The sequence below is a fragment of the Nostoc sp. CmiVER01 genome (genome assembly GCF_034531135.2).
Taxonomy (GTDB): Bacteria; Cyanobacteriota; Cyanobacteriia; order Cyanobacteriales; family Nostocaceae; genus Nostoc.
In genome coordinates, this window is sequence record NZ_JAVRBU020000006.1 from 131,491 (window position 1) to 151,980 (window position 20,490).

The 20,490-nt window shown below is 42.2% G+C and carries 19 protein-coding genes; 4 read left to right on the plus strand and 15 right to left on the minus strand.

What is annotated here, in order from left to right:
• Position 1: 1 nt before the first annotated feature.
• The 3 genes from RMZ43_RS11335 to nfi all read right to left on the minus strand — a co-directional run bounded on the left by RMZ43_RS11335 (position 2) and on the right by nfi (position 3,353).
• Positions 2–1,957 carry an FHA domain-containing protein gene (locus RMZ43_RS11335; protein ID WP_322646553.1) on the minus strand — a complete coding sequence of 652 codons (1,956 nt, stop codon included), beginning with the start codon at positions 1,955–1,957 and terminating at the stop codon, positions 2–4.
• Between the two features lie 74 nt (positions 1,958–2,031).
• Positions 2,032–2,580: an FHA domain-containing protein gene (locus RMZ43_RS11340; RefSeq protein WP_322656195.1), complete on the minus strand. Its 549-nt coding sequence runs from the start codon at positions 2,578–2,580 to the stop codon at positions 2,032–2,034.
• Positions 2,581–2,687: 107 nt separating this feature from the next.
• Positions 2,688–3,353, minus strand: coding sequence for a deoxyribonuclease V (nfi, locus tag RMZ43_RS11345; RefSeq protein WP_322656196.1), 666 nt, complete (start codon positions 3,351–3,353; stop codon positions 2,688–2,690).
• A gap of 242 nt (positions 3,354–3,595) precedes the next feature.
• On the opposite strand from nfi, the gene RMZ43_RS11350 reads away from it, so the two are divergent.
• Positions 3,596–4,114, plus strand: a complete 519-nt coding sequence (locus RMZ43_RS11350) for a hypothetical protein (RefSeq protein WP_322646556.1) — start codon at positions 3,596–3,598, stop codon at positions 4,112–4,114.
• A gap of 380 nt (positions 4,115–4,494) precedes the next feature.
• Positions 4,495–5,133 carry a histidine phosphatase family protein gene (locus tag RMZ43_RS11355; RefSeq protein ID WP_322646557.1) on the plus strand — a complete coding sequence of 213 codons (639 nt, stop codon included), beginning with the start codon at positions 4,495–4,497 and terminating at the stop codon, positions 5,131–5,133.
• A 79-nt stretch (positions 5,134–5,212) separates the two neighbouring features.
• Here RMZ43_RS11355 and bioF read toward each other — a convergent pair whose 3' ends face one another.
• The 4 genes from bioF to RMZ43_RS11375 all read right to left on the minus strand — a co-directional run bounded on the left by bioF (position 5,213) and on the right by RMZ43_RS11375 (position 12,843).
• The gene (gene bioF / locus RMZ43_RS11360) at positions 5,213–6,382 is read right to left on the minus strand and encodes an 8-amino-7-oxononanoate synthase (protein WP_322656197.1); all 1,170 of its coding nucleotides are present in this window, start codon (positions 6,380–6,382) and stop codon (positions 5,213–5,215) included.
• Between the two features lie 50 nt (positions 6,383–6,432).
• On the minus strand, positions 6,433–7,065 hold the full coding sequence (gene ruvA, locus RMZ43_RS11365) for a Holliday junction branch migration protein RuvA (protein WP_109007998.1): 633 nt from the start codon (positions 7,063–7,065) through the stop codon (positions 6,433–6,435).
• Positions 7,065–7,823, minus strand: coding sequence for a sucrose-phosphate phosphatase (locus RMZ43_RS11370; RefSeq protein ID WP_322646560.1), 759 nt, complete (start codon positions 7,821–7,823; stop codon positions 7,065–7,067). The genes ruvA and RMZ43_RS11370 overlap by 1 nt, the downstream gene beginning before the upstream one ends.
• An 892-nt stretch (positions 7,824–8,715) precedes the next feature.
• On the minus strand, positions 8,716–12,843 hold the full coding sequence (locus RMZ43_RS11375; protein ID WP_322656198.1) for a PAS domain-containing protein: 4,128 nt from the start codon (positions 12,841–12,843) through the stop codon (positions 8,716–8,718).
• A gap of 311 nt (positions 12,844–13,154) precedes the next feature.
• Here RMZ43_RS11375 and RMZ43_RS11380 point away from each other — a divergent pair, with 311 nt between their 5' ends.
• On the plus strand, positions 13,155–14,165 hold the full coding sequence (locus tag RMZ43_RS11380) for a chemotaxis protein CheB (protein ID WP_322646562.1): 1,011 nt from the start codon (positions 13,155–13,157) through the stop codon (positions 14,163–14,165).
• Positions 14,166–14,399: 234 nt separating this feature from the next.
• Here the strand turns inward: RMZ43_RS11380 and RMZ43_RS11385 are convergent, their stop codons facing one another.
• From RMZ43_RS11385 to RMZ43_RS11420, 8 genes are all read right to left on the minus strand, one after another.
• On the minus strand, positions 14,400–14,621 hold the full coding sequence (locus RMZ43_RS11385; protein WP_322656199.1) for a hypothetical protein: 222 nt from the start codon (positions 14,619–14,621) through the stop codon (positions 14,400–14,402).
• 263 nt (positions 14,622–14,884) lie between these two features.
• Positions 14,885–15,112 carry an exodeoxyribonuclease VII small subunit gene (gene xseB / locus RMZ43_RS11390; protein ID WP_322646563.1) on the minus strand — a complete coding sequence of 76 codons (228 nt, stop codon included), beginning with the start codon at positions 15,110–15,112 and terminating at the stop codon, positions 14,885–14,887.
• A 32-nt stretch (positions 15,113–15,144) separates the two neighbouring features.
• Complete coding sequence (xseA, locus tag RMZ43_RS11395; RefSeq protein ID WP_322656200.1) at positions 15,145–16,428, minus strand: exodeoxyribonuclease VII large subunit; 1,284 nt, start codon at positions 16,426–16,428, stop codon at positions 15,145–15,147.
• 218 nt (positions 16,429–16,646) lie between these two features.
• Entirely contained in the window at positions 16,647–16,907 is a 261-nt protein-coding gene (locus tag RMZ43_RS11400) for a type II toxin-antitoxin system RelE family toxin (RefSeq protein WP_322646565.1), read from the minus strand.
• The gene (locus tag RMZ43_RS11405) at positions 16,894–17,187 is read right to left on the minus strand and encodes a type II toxin-antitoxin system Phd/YefM family antitoxin (protein WP_322656201.1); all 294 of its coding nucleotides are present in this window, start codon (positions 17,185–17,187) and stop codon (positions 16,894–16,896) included. The genes RMZ43_RS11400 and RMZ43_RS11405 overlap by 14 nt, the downstream gene beginning before the upstream one ends.
• A 124-nt stretch (positions 17,188–17,311) precedes the next feature.
• On the minus strand, positions 17,312–17,764 hold the full coding sequence (locus tag RMZ43_RS11410) for an HNH endonuclease (protein WP_322656202.1): 453 nt from the start codon (positions 17,762–17,764) through the stop codon (positions 17,312–17,314).
• Between the two features lie 8 nt (positions 17,765–17,772).
• Entirely contained in the window at positions 17,773–18,213 is a 441-nt protein-coding gene (locus RMZ43_RS11415; protein WP_322656203.1) for a hypothetical protein, read from the minus strand.
• 12 nt (positions 18,214–18,225) lie between these two features.
• Positions 18,226–18,759, minus strand: a complete 534-nt coding sequence (locus RMZ43_RS11420; protein ID WP_322656204.1) for a hypothetical protein — start codon at positions 18,757–18,759, stop codon at positions 18,226–18,228.
• A 504-nt stretch (positions 18,760–19,263) separates the two neighbouring features.
• Here RMZ43_RS11420 and recA point away from each other — a divergent pair.
• The gene (recA, locus tag RMZ43_RS11425) at positions 19,264–20,343 is read left to right on the plus strand and encodes a recombinase RecA (RefSeq protein ID WP_322656205.1); all 1,080 of its coding nucleotides are present in this window, start codon (positions 19,264–19,266) and stop codon (positions 20,341–20,343) included.
• Positions 20,344–20,490 lie beyond the last annotated feature (147 nt).

The window sequence follows — 20,490 nt, forward strand, 5'->3', positions numbered from 1 at the left end:
ACTAAGGTGACTGATTTAACACCCACTTTAACCACTGCCTAAAAGAACTCATAGTATTCAATCTTTGAACTCCGGGCGCACGGGTGGCGGCGAGTCCATCAACGGCGACTAATGCGGCATATTGCAAGCCCAAGAAACTATCAACTGCTGCATAAGGGCCACCTAAAGTAATAGCCCCAGCAGCATACATTTGACCTCTATCACTACGCATTTCTACTAATTCAAAATTGTTCGCTACAGTCAATCGCCCCAAATGATTCACTGGCAAATTGTAATGTTTTACCAAATCTGCTATCAGGGGATTAGCATCTACTTTGGCATCCAACCCAGTAGCATCAACAATAAAATCAGCTAGCAATTTCATTTCCCCAAAGCTTTGTTCTCGGATACGGGTAATAGTCCGGTTTTGGGCATCTCGTTCTACATCCAGAACCTCACCGAAGGTAATTTGATACCAGCCTTCGCTTAACCCTTGGGCAGTAATTTGCTGCCAGTCGTGGCGGTCGGCGGTGGTAGTTCCACCCCAGTCTGCTAGTAAACGCTTGCGTTCATCGGGGGTGGCTTTTTCTAACATTGCCCGGAGTTCGCCGCCCCAACAGGCTTTAGGCCAGTTAAAGGGTTGAAATTCGTAATGATTTTTGACTAGGCGCTGGGTATTTTGAAATTTGTTGCCTTGAGGTTTAGGCGATCGCATTAAATGCAAAACTGCAATATTCCGATTTCTTTTTCTGGCTTCATAAATGCGCTGTATAATCCGCGAAGCAACAATTCCCCGCCCACGAATCAATACCGTACCACCTTGTTGCTCTAGTTGCTCATAAACATGATCGTGAGCTTCATAAGCATTGACTACAGATTTAAAGTCTTGATATTTTTCTCTATAAGCTTGCAAATCTGGGAGAAACTGAATTGCTGGATAACCAGTAGCTAAATGTAAATAACGACTAACTAAAAAAGCATAATTTCCTGGGGCACGAGAATAGGCTATGCAATACCTGCCATCATCAGTTTTGCGAATTCCCCTAACTCGTCCATAGCGATAAATTTGATTCCAGCCAATGCGCTTCGCCTCTCTATCTATGGAATCAAAGACGTTACCCGCACGGGGAGTATAAGTTTCTGCAAATGTTGGTTCAGCAAACACTTGCCACAAATATTTAAATGCTGAATTTATTTGTCCCTTAGCTAAGTCTCCCCAAGCTTCACGCAAGGCATAACTAGGCCAGCCCCAAATATTATCAGGACAAGAGTCAGAATTAGAGCGCAGTCTTTCATATAAGGGAATTTGCGAATTCAAACAAAGGCGCTTGTAACGAGCATAAGGTTGTGCCTCTAATCCCAAAGCCACAATTTTGTCAGCACGAACACCACTAATTCGCAGCAAATCAGCCCAAACGAAGCTACCCAATCCTGCCCCGATCGCTAGATAATCAGATTCATCTACTGGTAATCCTGTAGCATGAAGTGTTTGCACAGCGACTTTCTGTGCCTGAAACGCTAGCGGCGGGAAATTACTCGTTAAGGGCGTTAGCGGCTGGGCTACAGGCAAGCTGGGGTCTGGAAGATTGGTATTTGCGTTGAAATGAATTGTTGAAGGAGGGCTGGTATCTGGTGCGGGTACGTTGGCAGCAAAGGTTACTGTTATTAAATAGGGGCCAATTTGCAACGTATCGCCATTAGCTAGAACACTGCGCGTTTGTGGTTGACCATTGACATATACACCGTTAACGCTGCCTTGGTCAATCACTACTAGATGGTCTTGTTCCCAGTCAATTAGGGCATGGTAGCGAGAAACTTCGTTACTGTTAAGCAGCATCCGAGAAACCCGTACTCCTCTGAGTTCAGCAGGTAAACGAGCGAATTCTCGACCAAAAGCGATCGGCATACTCAACCTTGGTTCTCGCCGTTCACCCGTTGCTGGATCGTCCCAACTCAATTGGATTTGTTCATTAGTCATTAGTCATTAGTCATTTGTCATTTGTCATTGGGCATTGGGAAAAAAATCTTGTACAGACGCGATGAATCGCGTCTCTAATTCCCTGCTACCAACACACTCACAGCCGCAGCTAAAGATGTCCCACACCAATGACAGCCAATTTGTAAATTTTCTCCTGGGGAAACTTTATGACATTTGGGGCATTCTAAGCCATAAACTCCTGGCGGTGATGCAGGGGGTGTTGGTGAATACTGGTGATGTCCAATATGTACTGGTGGATGTGGTGGCAGCAAAATTGTTGCTGGAATGCTAGCCGTAGAAACGCTAGTAACGTTGAGTTTTATTTGTCCCAAAGTGATATTACTGCCCTGAGTTAAAGGCATTTCACCTTGGATTAATTGCCGTCCATCGATAAGGGGGGGATTTTGCGATCGCAAGTTCCTAATATAAAAACGTTGTTGCTGGTGATGAAAAAATATTTCAACGTGTAAACCAGAGACAGTAGGGTGACTCAGAACAATATCGCACCGGAATGGATCACGACCAATGCGAACAGTGCCAAGATTTTTACTTGGCTGTTGTTCGTAAATGTTCTGAGTTTTATCTTGGCCTGCATCGTGCCACTGTAAAGTTAGTGCGTTCATTGTTCTAACTTCGTAAATCGTATTTAGCTACTTCAACTTCTTTCTGTGCGATTCCTAACACGATTGAGTCGGTGCAAGCAAGTATTTAGAAAAAACTTCAACAAGATTTATTTAGCCGATGCTAATTTATCAGCGATGCGCGTAGTTTCTGGTAGGCGATATTTAGGCGTGCAGCGTAATACATAGTTAATTGCCGTAGGTAAACTAATTCGATGGCCACTGGAGATGTAGAGAGGTTTTACTCCTGTGCGCGATCGCAAAACTGCCCCAACCGTTTCACCTTTATATATAAGTGGTTGGCTGCTGCCTTTTGTTTCAGGTAATTCCTCATACTTACCTACTAACCTAGATTTGGCTACACCAATTGTAGGCATATCTATAAGCAACCCTAAATGGCTAGCTATACCTAATCCACGGGGATGGGCAATTCCTTGACCATCACACAAGATGATATCTGGGGTTGTTTGAATCTTCTCCAAGGCATCGAGAACAGCTGGAATTTCCCGAAATGAGAGGAACCCAGGAACATAAGGAAAGGTTGTAGGACGGTGTGCTAGGCTTGTTTCAACTACTTGCAAATCAGGAAAACTCAGTACTGCGACAGCTGCACGGCTAATGGTTCCATCAGCTTCAAAACCCATATCCACTCCAGCAACGAACTGGATAGGTTCTTGGAGTTGATCCTCAGTAATTACTCGATCGCGCAGCTTTTCTTGGATAACTATGGCTTCTTCCAGCGTCGAGGGCCAAGCATGATCTCGAGAAAACTTCATATTTAAAATTGGAATTAAACTGATTAATATTAATCCTGTTAATTTGCAAGCATAACAACAAGACTTTTGGATGTTGAGACAGGGAAAATATATTTTTTGTAAAAGTCTGTGAATGACTATCTTTATCCTAGACATTTTAGCCAAGGTTGGCTGATATCTTGCATCATAATGTTACTTAAGGCTGTCAAGAGGGAACCCTGAGAATATAAGTTGATTTTCCAAGACTTTTTCTTTTACTGGTTATGACACAGCCAAATATTCTGGAACTTGCAAGACAGGGAGACACGCAGGCGATCGCATCTCTGATGAACCGCCATCTACATCCCAAAGGGATCAACGCACAAGTTGCCTTCCAAGATACTTGCTTGGAGATAATACTAGAATCTGCCCAAATGTTAAATCAGCATATTTTAGTTGCATTTATCCGCAAAGGGTTAACCGCTTTAGGGGCTTCATCTATTGAAATAGTGAAAGTTTACGGGCAACAAACTGGTCAAGAGTTTCCAGCTTGGAGTAAAGAGATCAATTTAGGCATAGCAGAAGCTGTAGAAGCAGTAGATGATGAACAATCTTCTAGTAATCCTCAAAGTCTAACTATTTGTATTAACTTAAGCGGCGATACTGCCCAAGGATTAACAAACCAAGATTTTGAATTTATTGCTAATCAAATCAGCACTGATATTTTATCATCTTGTTCTGAGGTTTTTATTCAAAAAGTAAGTATTACTAATGGTAGTTCTGTAATTACAAAGGAACGCTAATGCTTATCTTAATATATAGGCGTCTTTTATTTTTAAAATTATCTATGTGGATGGGGAGTGGGGAGTGGGGAGTAGGGAATAGGGAATAAAAAATTAGGTTTTTCGATCTGTACCGAGCTTTTTTAGAAATCAAATATTAGTCCTATATCTAGAATATTGGTTTGCTGCTGATAAATACTCAATTGTAAGAAATGCAGTGACCTAAGTTTATATAAAATATCAAAATAAATAGCTGAAACCGCTACTTTTGCCTTCGATTTCAAAAATTTGTGGTTGATCGACTTTTTTAGTTTATTACTTTGTCCTTCTGTCACATACTCGATTGCGAGATTGATGGTATTTTATTTTTGCACTCTTTTATCCCAATTGCGACATAAGCTATGACACTCAATTTATATTTACTGCGACATGGAGAAACTACTTTTAGTCAAAGTGGTAATTTCTGCGGTGAAACCGATGCGGAGTTGACAACAGAGGGGATGCAGATGGCATCCGGTTTTGCCGATGTTTATCAAAAATTGAAGTGGGAGGCGGTTTATGTTAGCCCAATGAAGCGCACAATTGCAACTGCCAAGCCATTTTGTGATGCTATCGGTATGGATATGCAGTTGCGTGATGGACTTAGAGAAGGTAGTTACGGCGAATGGGAAAGGAAAAGTAAATCCTTTGCCCAACAGAACTACGCAGAAAACTATGTAAAATGGTTGACAGAACCCGCTTGGAATGCACCCATTGGTGGAGAAACTGCGGTAGATATTGCTAACCGTTCTATGCCTGTAATTGCTGAAATTCAAGAAAAACATCCCCAAGGTAATGTTTTAGTAGTTTCCCACAAAGCCACAATTCGGATTATGCTTTGCAGTTTACTGGGAATTGATTTGGGACGCTATCGCTATCGAGTGAATATTTTGGTCGCGTCGGTAAGTATGGTTAAATTTGACGTTCATGGCCCTTTGTTAGAAATATTAGGCGATCGCTATCATATACCCGATCATATTCGCTCTCGTCCAGGAACATAATAGGGGAGCATCCCGTTTTGGCGAATTGCCCTCAGATTAGAAATTGCTGCCTTACAAACTCTCCTTACATCTCGTTTGCCTAGCCTGTGGCAATGACATTTTTCAGCACTGTTACCAATTTTTCAATATGTGCTGCTTCATGAGTTGCCATTAAAGATATTCTAATCCGACTTGTGGGGACTGTAGGAGGACGAATTGCTGGGGCAAAAATGCCAGCATCTCTTAGCTGTTTTCCAGCTTTAAGGGCATCTGTTGCACTGGACAATTGAAAACATAGTATAGGTGATTCCGAAGGTAATAATTTTAGATTAGGTAATTCTTGCAGCAAATTTTTCAAGTAATGTACATTTTGCCACAATTGGGCACGGCGTTGCGGTTCTTGTTGGACTATCTTGATTGCTGCTAAGGCCGCCGCCGTATCAGCAGGTGAAAGTCCAGTTGTATAAATCCAAGTGGGTGCGCGGTTCTGCAAAAAGTCAATTAAAGTGCTACTTCCTGCTACATACCCGCCTAGACTACCCAAAGCTTTACTCAAAGTGCCAACTTGAATTAACTGCTTTCCTGTATATCCAAAATGTTCGACACACCCAGCACCAGTTTTTCCTAGTACCCCAGTGGCATGAGCTTCATCAACTAGCAGCATACAGTTAAATTCATTAGCGAGATCCAACAGTGCTGGCAAAGGGCATAAATCGCCATCCATACTAAAGACGCTATCAGTAAGAATCAAACAGCGTCGGTAGTTTTGTCGCTGTTGACTCAACTGAGTTTTTAAAACTGCAATATCACAGTGTGGGTATTCTATAAATACTGCACCACTGAGAATCGCTCCATTTTTTAGGCTGGAATGATTGTACTGGTCAGATAAAACTAAATCACGCTTGCCTACAAGGGCGGTAATTGTACCCAAATTGGCTAGATACCCTGAACTAAATACCAAGGCATCTTCTGTTTGTTTGGTAGATGCGATCGCTGCCTCTAATTCCCTGTGTAATTCCCGGTGCCCACTGAGTAATCTAGAACCAGTACTACCAGTTCCAAATTCTGCGATCGCAGCAGTTGCGGCTGCCATCAATCGGTCATCCCCAGTCAAGCCCAAATAGTCATTACTGGCAAAATTAATTACCTCTTGCCCAGCTAAAACCACCGTTGCACCCGGACGACCGTGGATTGTTTGTACTGAACGATACCAGTCAGCCCGATGAATTGTTGCTAAGGAATGTTCTAGCCAAGCATAAGGGTCGGTCATTGGGGCAGGGGGAGAATAACTAATGACAAATGACAAATGACTTATGACAATTAAACTTGTTCGCTGCTGAGATGAGCGATCGCTTGTTTAATCCAGTCTTCGACATAGGCATCTTTAGGTAGTCCGATGTCTTCACTTACTACATGCAGGGCGTGACTGACCTCATGGGCAGTATATCCCAAGGCGAAGAGGGTCATTTGTACCTCTTCGAGAATTCCTGGTGCTGGGCCACCTGTGGCGACGAAGAACCCGGCTGATTTGCGCCACTCGACTAATTTGCTTTTCAGTTCCAAACAAATGCGTTCAGCGATTTTTTTACCGACACCGGGAGCCTGAATTAAGATTTGTGTATTACCAGCGATAATTGCTTGGACTAAATCTGGTAGTTCCAGAGTGTCTAAGAGTGCGATCGCTAAGGCTGCACCAATACCAGTAACAGTCAGCAAGTGGCGAAATAAATCGCGTTCGGCTGGCGAAGCAAAGCCATATAGGAAAGGCACTTCTTCACGAATTTGTAAATGGGTAAAAATTTGTGCCACTCCTCCTGACTCTGGTAACTGGTTTGCTAGCCGTTGAGGAACTTGCAAATCATACCCCAAGCCATTGACTTCCAGAGTCAGAATCACGCGATTAGCACCAATTGTTTGGATACCAGCGACTATACCTTTTAGATAACTAATCATTACAAAAAACCAAAATAATTTAAGCCTTCAATAATTCCACCTGCACAAAAACGTGAAGCCAGGTAGCGGTGTTCAGAGGGATGCTCATTGTGCCATTGGAGTAACTCTTTTCGGGCATTTCCCACAATGATTCCCTGTGCGTTGCCTACAGCAAATAAAGCAATATCATTACCTGAATCACCACAGACAACTGTTTGTTCTGCTGCAAATTTCCACTTCCGTTGTAAAAACTGCATTGCCTGACCTTTATCGCTGCTATGGGGTACAATGTCAAGGTCAATATCGCTACTGTAGATTAACTTTACATTTAATTTATATTTCAGCAACTCAGCTTCAAGTTGTGGTAAAAGATTTGCAGATGCATCTTGTTCTAGGAAAAAACTCACTTTAAAGGGGCGCTGTTCTGAATCTGGTTGCCGAACTAACTCGCGGTATTTTTTAGTAATAGATAATATAGTTTCCCGTTCCCACCCCGGAGAGAGGATTTCTGACCAACCTGAGTCTGGAGTATCAGTACCATCCAGGTAAATTTCTGTACCCACTGCTAGGACGAGGGCATCGGGTTGCAAAAGATTTTTTTGAGCTTGGAGTTCTTTATAAAGTACAGGCGATCGCCCGGTAGAATAAACGATTTTTGTACCGTATTCTTGGCGATGTTGACTCAACAGTTGATTTAGTTCTGCTAAGGCGCTGTCATCCCCCACAGTGCGATACACAAGGGTGTCATCCAAATCTGTTACAAAAAGAAATTTAGCCATAATCATCTCTTATGCTTTGCTTTAACATCAAATTTGCACTTACTTAAAGAAAGCATAGATGTAGTCTGCTTTAATAAAAAAATCAGCCAAAAGATATACAGGAGAAATACTCCTCCAAAAACTGCCTCTGCTGTTATTTGGAAAGTCAGAGGGCAGGAGGCAAAAGGCAGAAGAGAAAACTGCCTCCTGCCTTCTTTAAATTTCACGTAATAAATAGATTTATAAGCTCATTACAATTATTGTTACAAATGCTTAAACGTTTCTTATACATGGAAGAGTATTTGTTGCAAAGTATTAAGTGTTTGCAACAACTAATTATACATTTGCTGCAAATGCTTAAGCCTTTCTTATACATAGAAGAGTATTTGTTGCAAACGTTCAAACTTTGACAACTAATGTTTAAATTTGAGGGATGTTTACAGAGACGTTGGACTGAAAAACAATGTAGAGAGGTGGTAATGCTTTTTGGTTAAGGCAGGAGACGCGATGAATCGCCGTCTCTACAAAAATACAATCTATTTAAACTTGTCTACTGCTTGCGATCGCGTAACATGTTTTCATAACATCCACCAACCGAATTAATAAATCTCGCACTGCGTTTTTATCCCGCTTCGGAATAAATTCTGAGTCTAATAGCTGAACTTTAGTTCTGGGCGGGATGTGGGTAAGTGTGACAGTTTAACTCTGACAAAAATGCGGGTAAAAGAGTTGAAACCGCTATTTAGAAGTGATCAACGACTTTTAACGGAATGGCAATCGCTTATGGTGAAATGTGGGTAAATAGAGTTTTGTACTGGCACAACCTCACTACCCAAAAATGACTATTCTCCAGTGTGATCGCCTTTAAAAAAAGCTTTGCGATTTACTCAGTTTTCCTGTGCCTTCTGCCTTGCTAAGTAAAGAAAGGGGATGGTTTACAGTGTGCAAGTGCCAGCACAGCTTGAACTAACTCTTCTGGATTAAGGGGCTTGGTAAGATGCCGTTGATAGCCACTAGTTATCGCTTGCTGATAATCATCAACTCTGGCATAGGCAGTCAAAGCGATCGCCAGAATATGTCCCCCTTTTTCTGGGGTTAAAGTTCGGATTTTTTGAATTAAGCAATAGCCATCGACTTCGGGCATCCCAATATCACTGACTAAGACATCGGGTTGAAAGGACTCCAGATTTGCTAACACTTCTGCCGCAGAGGAAACAGTCAAGACTGTAGCTCCATATTCAGAAAGCAATACTGTTAATAGCTCACGGGCATCAGGATCATCATCAACTGTGAGGACTCGAATCCCTGTAAGTTCGAGTGTTTTTTGTGACAACTCATCTGTCTGCTTGATTTCCGATTCAACATTCAGCAGTGGCAACTGGACTGTAAAGGTGGCTCCCAAGCCTTCACCAGGACTATCAGCCGCGATCGTGCCGCCATGAGCCTCAACTAACTGACGGACGATCGCTAACCCTAATCCTAACCCGCCATACTTGCGAGTAATTGAGACATCTTCCTGACGAAATGATTCAAAAATATACGGGAGAAAGTCAGGGCTAATACCTTTGCCAGTGTCGCTAACAATAATCTGTGCTTGATCATCGACTTGCTTTAGTTGGATTTCTACCCGTCCGCCTTTGGGAGTAAACTTGATAGCATTAGAAAGTAAATTCCAAACGATCTGTTGCAGACGGTTGGAATCTCCACAAACCTGCCCAATATTCGGCAGTACTGGATGCAATAGTATTGATTTAGCAACAGCTGCTGTACTTACCGTGTCGATCGCAGATTCAATCACAGATGCCAGATTCACAGGAATAGCATCGATGGTGAGTTTGCCGCGCAGAATCTTGGCGACATCTAGCAAATCATCAACCAGTTGAGTTTGCAGTTTAACATTACGTTCGATGGTGGCTAAGGCTTCAGCTGTTTTAGTTTCATTAAATTTGCGACTTTGCAGCAATTTTGTCCAGCCGAGAATGGGGTTGAGAGGCGATCGCAATTCGTGGGAGAGAATGGCAAGAAACTCATCTTTGATGCGATTGGCACGTTCTGCTTCAGCTCGCGCGGCTTGCTCTAGCTGGAATAGGCGATCGCGTTCAGCTTCGAGTTGTTTTTGGGCTTCGATATCAGTTGCACTGCCAAACCACTTGACAATTTGACCTTGCTTATCCTTTTGCCCAATTGCTTGGTGTAAATGCCAGCGATAGACACCATCTGAGCGCCGCATACGACCCTCAGCTTGATAAGAAGTACCCTGTTCTACTGCCTCGCTCCACTTTTGAGCCAGAATAGTTATATCTTCAGGATGGACAACCTCTTTCCAGCCGATGGTGTGGACTTGTTCTGGTGTTAATCCTGTGAATTCCAACCAACGTTGATTGACATCGAGTAACCCTCCTTCTGTATTGGCTGTCCAGACTAATTGTGGAATTAATTCTGCCAAGCACCGATAGCGTTCCTCGCTTTGGCGTAATGCTTCCTCTACTTGTTTGCGATCGGTGATATCCTGGATGTTGCCCAGCATCCGTACTGCATTGCCTGCCGCATCGTAGAAAACCTGACCTCTAGCCGCTAACCAGCGAATGCCATCGGGATGTAAAATGCGGTAATCAGTTTGATAGTACTCTTGCTGTTCTTGGATGGTGCGATTCACCACTTCATTGGCTAAGGTGCGATCGTCTGGGTGCAAGCGAATTAACCACTGTTCAAAGCTGACTTCTTGTATGGTTGGGTCAAACCCTAACAGATTACAGTACTCTTCAGATACATGAGCGCTGTTACGGATAATGTCCCAGTCCCATAATCCCGATCGCGTAGCTTTGTATGCTAGTTTCAATCGTGCTTCGTTCTCTTGCAAGAGGAGTTCTGTCTTTTGGCGCTCGGTAATGTCTCGGGAAATCAACAAAACTCGTTCCATCTGCCCGGAGGCATCCAGAATCGGGCTAACAACTACTTCCCACCATTTGGGAGTGCCTTTTACCGTTGGGCAATATCCGCGAAGAATGCTGACTTCGCCTATTTTAGCGGCAGCGAGTGCCTGCTCTGCCTGTTGTCGATGGCTCCCTTCCCAGAAACAGAGCCATTCAGTATTGAGATAGGAATCTAAGTCGTCAATTTCCATCAAACACATTCCACCTGTATTCATGTACAGGAGCCGCCCATTGAGGCTTAATACCTTAATGCAGTCAGAACTACTGTCTAAAATGCGGTTTTTAAATTCTTCACTCTGGCGCAGGGCTTCTTCAGTTTGTTGGCGAGTGGTGATATCTCGCCAGGTGGCCACAAATCCATCTCCAAATTTAGCCACGCGGATATCAAAGGCTCTAACTAAGCGTTGTTTTCCGTAATTATCCTCATAAACTAAGCTGTCTTTAATGAGCGCCTGTCCTGTTTCTACTACCTGACAGTACTCATCAAATAGTCCACTGTCACGATGGGTTGGTAGTAATTCACACAATCCCCGCCCAATCTGCTCCTCATAAGTCATTTGATTGTTGAGACAAGCCGCATTATTGACATATTCAGTCACAAAATCGACAATCTGTCCCTGCTCATTCCGCACAGCACAGTATACGCCAAAACAATCGAGCATATTTTCAACCGATGTGCGGAAGCGTTCTTCGCTTTCTTGCAGAGCTTCGGCTGACCTTTTGCGTTCAGTGATATCTATATCATTACCAGCCATCTGCATCGGTTGTCCCTGTTGGTCGTAGAACACCTTACCTTGGCTCAATGCCCACCTAATTGTGCCGTCGGGATATACCACCCGAAATTCAATGTTATAGTCTTCTTTGGTGGCGATAGCACGATCTATAGCTGCTAAAACGCGATCGCGATCATCAAGGTGTAACCGCGCCACAAACATTTCAAATGAGCCGTCAAACTCTCCTGGTTGCATTCCAAATAAGGCTTCTAGGTTATCTGACCAAGAAATTTTTCCCGTCTTGATGTTCCAGTTCCAGGTTCCCATCCGAGAGGCTAGTAGTGCCAATCGCAGCTGTTCTTGGCTCTGCCGTAGTTCCACTTCTACTTGTTGGCGTTCCTTTAGTTCACGCTGTGCCTGCTGATACAGTTCTGCCTGTCGCAAGGCGATACTCATCTGAGTTGCCAACTCTTTAAGCAAGTCTATTTCTAAGGGCTGCCAAAATCGAGGGGAGGTACAATGATGAGCAATTAGCAATCCCCAAAACTGATTATCTTGCAGAATTGGTACAACCAGATTAGCTCTGACTTGAAACTGTGCTAACAATTCACCGTGACATGGCTCAATATTGCTATCATGAATATCTGATACTGCCGTTACTTGCCCCTGATAATAACGTTCAATATAATTCTTGATAAAGGTAGGATTATACCTGACAAATTGCGGTTGATTTGAGGCGATGGAGCTTTCATTTAGACGGGGATCATACATAGTAGACGAAAGCAGCGATCGCCACTCTGCACCAACCGATTCTGCTACGACTGTACCATCGCCCTCAGGTTTTAACTGAAAAACCAAGACTCGATCGGTGTGAAGAAATTCTCTGACTTCGGTGACGGCGATATGAAGAATTTCATCCAGATTCAGCGATTGGTGAATTTTCTGGGTAATATTTAAGACTACACGCTCTCGTTCAATACGCTGTTGTAGTTGGGTGTGTAGCCGCATTGTTTTAATTGCCCCATTGACTGTTATTTGCAGCCGTTCTGGGGTAATTTGCTCTTTGACAATATAATCTTGTGCGCCCGCTTTGATTGCTTGAACTGCGATCGCTTCATTGCCTTGTGCAGTAACGACAATCACAGGTAAGCAAGGCTGTGGGGTCAAGGGTTGCAATTGAGCCAGAAATTCTAGTCCATCCAGGTCGGGTAGTTGATAATCAAGTAAAATGGCATCTGGCTGATGTCGCTCCCACAGTTCTAGTCCTTGCACCCCTAACGTTGCTTCCAGGATAGTATAGGAATATTCGCGATCGCGCAGTAAATATTGCCGATAGAGTTCTCGATCTTCTGGGGAATCATCGACAATTAGAAGGGTGCGCTGTTGCTGAGACATCGTAAATTAATTGAACGGATAGAGTTAAAGCTCACATTCCGCAGATTATCATAGAGAAATCACTAATTTTAAAATAGTGCTAAAATCCTCATTTATATAAAGATTTTGCCATAGCCTTGTTTTATAACTCTGAGAAATGTGTGATTCGTACTCTCTGACTCATACAGCAGAATACAGAATTCAGGAGTAAAAAATAAAGAATAAATCCTCTCAAAGTTAGGTGAACAAATTTTTTGGCTGCGTTATTATCAATATCGCAGTACATGTACTTTTGTCGCCCACGCTGCTATGGTAGTGAAATCGTTATATTAATGCTTGAACACAATATTATCGTCGTTGGAACATCAGCTGGTGGAGTTGAGGCGTTGACTTATCTAGTCAAAAATTTGCCGCCCAATCTCAATGCTGCTGTGATTATAGTTCTTCATGTATCCAGTCACAGTAAAAGTGTTCTGCCACAGATATTAAGTCGTGCTGGCAAGTTGCCAGTATCTCATGCTCAGGACGGCGAAGCTATTGTTCATGGTTGGATTTATGTTGCTCCCCCTGATTACCACTTACTGGTAGAACAAGGATATTTGCGTTTGACGCGAGGAGCAAAAGAAAACCGTAGTCGTCCCGCCATTGATCCATTATTTCGTAGTGCAGCGCGAACCTATGGGCAGCGAGTGATTGCTGTGCTACTAACAGGTCTACTTGACGACGGCACGGCCGGACTAATGGCTGTAAAAATGCGGGGCGGTGTGGCAATTGTCCAAGATCCCGACGATGCTTTGTTTTCTGATATGCCACGTAATGCTATCAATAATGTAGACGATATTGACCATATTGTGCCACTTTCAAACATTTCTTCTATTTTGGTAACTTTAGTCAATATACCAATGGAAATAGAATCAGAAAACCCCATACCTAGCGAGATAGAGTTTGAAACTGAAATAGCGCAATTGAATTTAGAAGTAGTAGAAAATGAAAGCGCTCGGCCTGGTAAACCATCAACCTTCGCTTGTCCTGACTGCGGCGGTATCCTTTGGGAAGTTGAAGAAGGAAATTTGTTGCGCTTCCGATGCCGCACAGGTCATGCTTATTCAGCAAAAAGTTTGCTAGCCACGCAATCTGATGCCATAGAGGATGCGCTATGGATCGCTTTGAGGGCATTGGAAGAGAAAGCTTCTTTATCACATCGTCTGGCTTCAAGGATGGAAGCTCGCAACCTACCATTGGCAGCACAAAGATTAAAAGAAGAGGCGCACTCTGCTCATGAGCGCTCCGCCATTATTCGAGAAGCGCTATTAAAAAATGATGCCAACACAGATATTGATTGAAGGTGTGTATCTGCGTGGATTGTATTAGCTTGGATATCTGAAAGGCGATGTCTACAACTAGCCGCTAAAAAGCATTTACAGATACATTATGATACTATGTCCACATAGATAGTTATGCTAACTACGATCATTACACCCCATCCCCTCCCCGCTTGCGAGGCTACAGTGTACACACAAGTCGGAAGTAGCTGATAAATCTGGATTTTATCCCACTCTAACCCTCCCCTTGTCAAGCTACGGTGTACACACAAGTTTCTTGACCTGCACCTTTGTTGCATCGACTTGCACCTTTGTTGCATTGACCTGCACCTTTGTTGCATTGACCTGCACCTTTGTTGCATTGACCTGCACCTTTGTTGCATTGACCTGCACCTTTGTTGCATCGACTTGTACCTTTGTTGCATCGACTTGTACCTTTGTTGCATTGACTTGTACCTTTGTTGCATCGACCTGCAAAAATTAACCTACCCTATGTTAGGCAGTAACTTTAAAAGACTTGTGTGTACACAGTAGCCTTGTCAAGGAAAGGGAACTAGATCGCTGTTTCCCCCCTTTATAAGAGTGGATTAAGGGGGGTCATTTGACTTGTGTGTACACCGTAGACCTGCGGGGAGGGGAGACAAAGCACAGCTTTGGCGGGGTGAGGTTCTTCGGGTTTAATAAGTAATCAAGCGGACATAATATTAAACCCAAAGAAGCCTACGAGCAAACTCTCGCTCCTACTCATCACTTAAGGTTTCAATCAACAACTCTACCTGTTGCTGTCGCTGCTGCAAAAAACTTTCGCACTGACGCAAATACTCAACAGCACTTGCAAATTGCTCAAATACAGCTTCCAATTCCAACTCACCTGATTCAATACGAGCGATAATTCCCTCTATTTCAGCAACCTTTGCTTCATAATTCCAAACTTCCTCAGAACTAGAAGCACTCTTGCGTTTAACCATTCAACTCTTGGCGTCCTTGGCGTCTTAGTGAATCAGCGCTGTAGGCGGGTTTCCCGCCGTACGCGACTGGTGAACCCGGAAGGCGGTTCGTTTACTTCCATAACCTTCACTTTAACCCCACCTTGCCCCAACTGAATCAACAAATCTTCTCCCACAGTCAACTCCGCCGCAGAACGAGCGATCGCCCCATCTTCTTGCCTCACCACCGCATAACCACGCTGCAACACTGCTTTCGGGTCAAGACTAGCTAACTTTTGCCGCAACAACTCTAAATGCTGCGTTGCTTGCTGCGATCGCCCCATCGTAATTTGCACCAAATGCTGACGCTTCCAACCTAACTTGTCTACCTCCAGCTGCACTTGCCGATCTAAACGCAAACGTCGCAAACGATTTCGTAATACTTGCAGTTTATTCTCAGCATTTTCCCCAAAGTCATGCACTGCATCATGTAAAGCCACAACTCGCCCCCGATGCTGAGTATACAACTCTGAAAGTGCTGGCACAACTCTTTCTGCCGCCGCAGTCGGTGTATGCACACAAGCATCTGCAACTAAATCTGCTAAAGATTCATCTCGTTGATGGCCAATACCAGTAATTACAGGAATGGAACAAGTAGCTAGCGATCGCACCACTCGTTCATCATTAAAACAAGCCAACTCTTCAACAGCGCCACCACCACGCGATAAAATTAGCACTTCGGCGCGACCATCTTTTTCTACCCGTTCAATAGCTTTAACGATAGATTCCGGCGCTTGCTCACCTTGTACTGTTGCGGGAGAAAATAAAACCTGTAAACCTGGATACCTTTGTCTAAGAGTTTTTTGAATATCACCCCAAGCAGCAGCCGTTGGTGAAGTGACAACAGCGATCGTTTGGGGATGAGTTGGAAGCGATCGCTTTCTTTGCGCGTCGAACAACCCTTCAGCCAGCAAGCGATTTTTTAGCTGTTGATAGCGCAACGCCTGTAAACCAACACCAGCAGGTAGAGTCTGCCAAACTGATAACTGATACTCTCCCCGTTGCGGATATAGGCGAATACTACCCAAAATGATTATCTGTTCGCCAGGAACGGGTATCTGGGCGAGTTTTGGCAATTGGCTATTCCATACTACACATTTAATTCCGGCGGTGCGATCGGTATCTTGCAGCGTAAAAAATAAACCACTGCGATGGTGGTTAGCACTGGAAACTTCGCCAGTTACCCAAACTTGCCGTAATTGTTCATCTTGCTCTAACAGCAAGCGGATATAGTCAGTTAATCCAGAAACTGAAAGTGCAGTATCGAGAATCAGAGAGTCGGGAAGGTCGAAAGTCATCAAAGATGCCTGAAAGCATTTATCTGGAGCGATTCTAGCATTTTAATAAAAACCAAAGGTTAACCTAGTAAACGGTTCAATCTTTTGTAAACATCATCATCATTGCGCTTACCGACTAAAATCCTAGAGTGGCAAAGCTAGCTAGAGCAAAAACTTAAACGTAGTAAATTCGTTATTATTGAAAATTTTGGTTTACCTATTTACGCCTATTTCAATCGTTAAAAATCTACTCTAGCAAGTTTTACCACTCTAGCTAAAATCACTTCTACTAAATCTTGCTCAGGAAAACGCCTGTAAATAATTCGATATTCACCACTATCAATTCGATATAAATCCTGATAACCCGATAGCTGCTTACTATCAGTGGGTAATGGCTCAACATTCAAAGCCAAAACCTTTTTTGCAATCTGTGCTGCTATTTTAGGCTGTAAACCGTTGAGAAAATCAAGAACAGTTGCTAGACCATCAAGCTTCGCCATTAGCTAAATGCTCTAGTGCAGATGTAAATGCCTCTGTACCAATCATTTTGGACTGACTTAGAGCAACTTCAGCAGCTTGACCGAAAACCATATCCTCTAATTCTTCCAACCGATTAATTAATTTTTGGTAGCTCTCTGCTGAAATAATCACATGGCTAGGCCGTGATTGCTTGGTTAGTAGAACTGGCTCAGTAGCAGCCTTGTCAAAAACCTCACCGTGTTTGTTGCGAGCATCAGTTAGAGTGTAGGTCTGCATAGTAATTGTGACTATTTTAGACATTTTGACTATATTTTAGCAGATAACTCTTCTCATCTCAATTTTGGCTTAAGATAATGCACTGTCATTATTGAATGTTAGATTTTTCAGTGCGTCTTAAAGCAATTAAGTGATTACATTATTTGGTTTAATCTTTCAAAGACTGGAGTAACTGACTAGGACGTGCCATTTTCACAGCAAGATAAACATTGGGATAGTGAACAAATATATAGTGTTCATATTTGTACCAATGCATTTCACCCTTTTCTTTATTACAAATCTGGCAAATAACCCATAAATTCGTGAATTCCATTGATAACCAAGGATACTGTGACCGAGGTAGCTTGTGATCTATCGTCTTACCACCTTTATCAGAGTAGTGAGATCCACAAATTGGACAGTACCAATTGGAATTTTCTCTTACCCAATCTTTACTATCTTGAGTTGTACCGCACTCATAATCACCATTAATATAGCGCCAATAATCGAATTTTCTATAAGTTTCAAAATCTTCATGAGTTAACCGATGATATCGCTTGTTGCCAATTATATCTGCAAGTTCAAATAACTTTTTAAGTTCTTTATTTTCAATATTAACCATATTTTTCGTTAAATCTTTACTGTTTTATATGTCTTTTGATTAGGCTTATTTTTATATTTAGTATTAATATTTTTATTAAAATCAATAAATTCTACTTCTGTCTCAGGAAACTGCTTATCTATTTCTTCTGCTACTCCGTTAACTTCTTTATATAAGCTTTGGCTATAGTCGTTTATTTCTTGATTTGTGAGATATTTATTGCCAATTCTATCAGCTTCTATAAATAATTCTTCAAGCGTCAATTCCTCAAGATAATAGTTACCTATAAACTCTTCTATTTTTTGATAAAGCTTAATAACATTATCCCAACCAACATTTTTATAAAAATTTTGTTTTAGCCAAGTTTGGTCTTTTTTATGAAGCTTGCTCCGGTTCTTTGAGTTAACGAGTTGAACAACCCGATAAATCATTCCTCTAAAATTATTTTTTTTACCTTTTTGCTCAGTCATATATTCAGTGCTTTATCCTAAAGTCCATTTGAAAAAAGTAATTACTGCTTTCCGAATTTCACTATCTTCATATTTGAGAATTTCTTTAGTATTTACAGCTAGTTTAAGTCTAATTTGATCCACTAAATTTTTTAGAGATTTATTGTCTTTTTTTAGTTGCTCATTAACTTCAGTTAAAATTTTATTTTGAGAAGATATTGTTTTGAGTTCAACTTCTAAAATATTATTTTTCTGAGACAAGCTTTTAATTTCAGCTTCGTATTTTTCTCTTTCCTGTTTTGGGTACTTTTTAACTTGGTCAATTTTGACAGCATATTCCTGCTCTTTCAATTCAATCTCTTTAGTTTTCTTCGTTACCAGACCTTTTTGGGCAGCTTGAAGACGCTGACGCTTAATTAATTCAGAACCAGCAAAAGGCGAAATAGCTCTGCGAATAGTAATTTCATCAGGATTGGTACTAAAATCAATTACTTCCAAAGCACGCATAGCATCTGCTTTTGTCCATCCCTCACTTTCAAGTAGCTTAATAGACTGTGATTTATTCACGTTTGCTGAAGATAGTTTATGTGATTTATGTTACTATGATATCAATACATTATCTCCATGCCAACAAGCTGGATTCAAGGATAGCAGTAACTTTAATAGATTTATCGATGCTGGAAACTACTTAGTTTTTTGTTGTGGCTAGATTGGGATTTGACGAGCGATGTTTACGACGGGCTACGCCTACGCACCACGATAGAGGTTTTCTCTCTCCAAAACAAAGCAGTCTCATTATTTACAGTGCATAAGGCTCAGTTGTTTAGATAATTTTTTGTTGAAAACCCCTTGCTTACCCAGTCAAAAAAAGCTATCTCTGAATGCAAGTTGGTATCATTGTGCAAGACTACCCTAATCTGGTAGCGATCGAGTTACGATCTTATTACACCCTTTTTTTGATTTGAGAAGTCCTATTCCAGGATTTTCTGGTTAAAATAGTATATCTGTTCTACTCAAACTCCCAGAGCAACACTCCTTAAAACCATATATTAAGAGGCATTAGACGCAGGAATGGCTATCAACACCGATACTTCAGGCAAGCAAAAAGCGCTAACTATGGTGCTTAACCAGATTGAGCGCAGCTTTGGTAAAGGAGCAATCATGCGCCTGGGCGATGCTACCCGGATGCGGGTGGAGACAATTTCCAGTGGGGCGCTCACTCTAGATTTAGCATTGGGTGGTGGTTTACCCAAGGGACGGGTAATTGAAATTTATGGCCCGGAAAGTTCTGGTAAGACTACAGTAGCGCTACATGCGCTCGCCGAAGTGCAAAGAAATGGCGGTATTGCTGCCTTTGTTGATGCAGAACACGCCCTTGATCCTACTTATGCTGCGGCATTGGGTGTAGATATTGACAATTTGCTGATTTCCCAACCTGACACAGGCGAATCAGCTTTGGAAATTGTCGATCAGCTTGTTCGTTCTGCTGCGGTTGATATTGTAGTCATTGACTCAGTAGCAGCACTGGTTCCCCGTGCTGAAATTGAAGGCGATATGGGTGACGCGCACGTTGGTCTGCAAGCGCGATTAATGAGCCAAGCCCTACGTAAAATTACGGGCAATATCGGTAAATCTGGTTGTACAGTAATTTTCATCAACCAGTTACGGCAAAAAATCGGTGTTACCTACGGTAGCCCAGAAACGACTACAGGCGGTAACGCATTGAAATTTTACGCTTCGGTGCGCTTGGATATTCGCCGAATTCAAACCTTGAAAAAAGGTACTGATGAATTTGGTAATCGCGTTAAAGTCAAAGTCGCTAAAAATAAAGTAGCGCCGCCTTTCAGAATCGCTGAATTCGACATTATTTTTGGTAAAGGTATTTCTACCTTGGGTTGTCTTGTTGACCTAGCCGAAGAAACTGGCATTATTGTTCGCAAAGGAGCTTGGTATAGTTACAATGGCGATAATATCTCCCAAGGAAGAGACAACGCCATTAAGTATCTAGAAGAAAAGCCTGAATTTGCTGACGAAATGAAAAAACTGGTGCGCGAAAAACTAGATAAAGGCGCTGTTGTTTCTGCTAACTCCGTGGCTAAAGCTAGTGAAGACGATGAAGACGATGAAGTCGATTTAGAGCCAGAAGAATAAGGAATGCAGATTTATTTATCTGCAACTTTAATATGTAGTGGGTTACATAGATAGCTAACCCACGTTTTTTAAAGTATTGATGAGTTATAGCAAGCCTTAGAAAATGATTGCCACTATATGATGAGCAATCATTTTATTTTTATAACG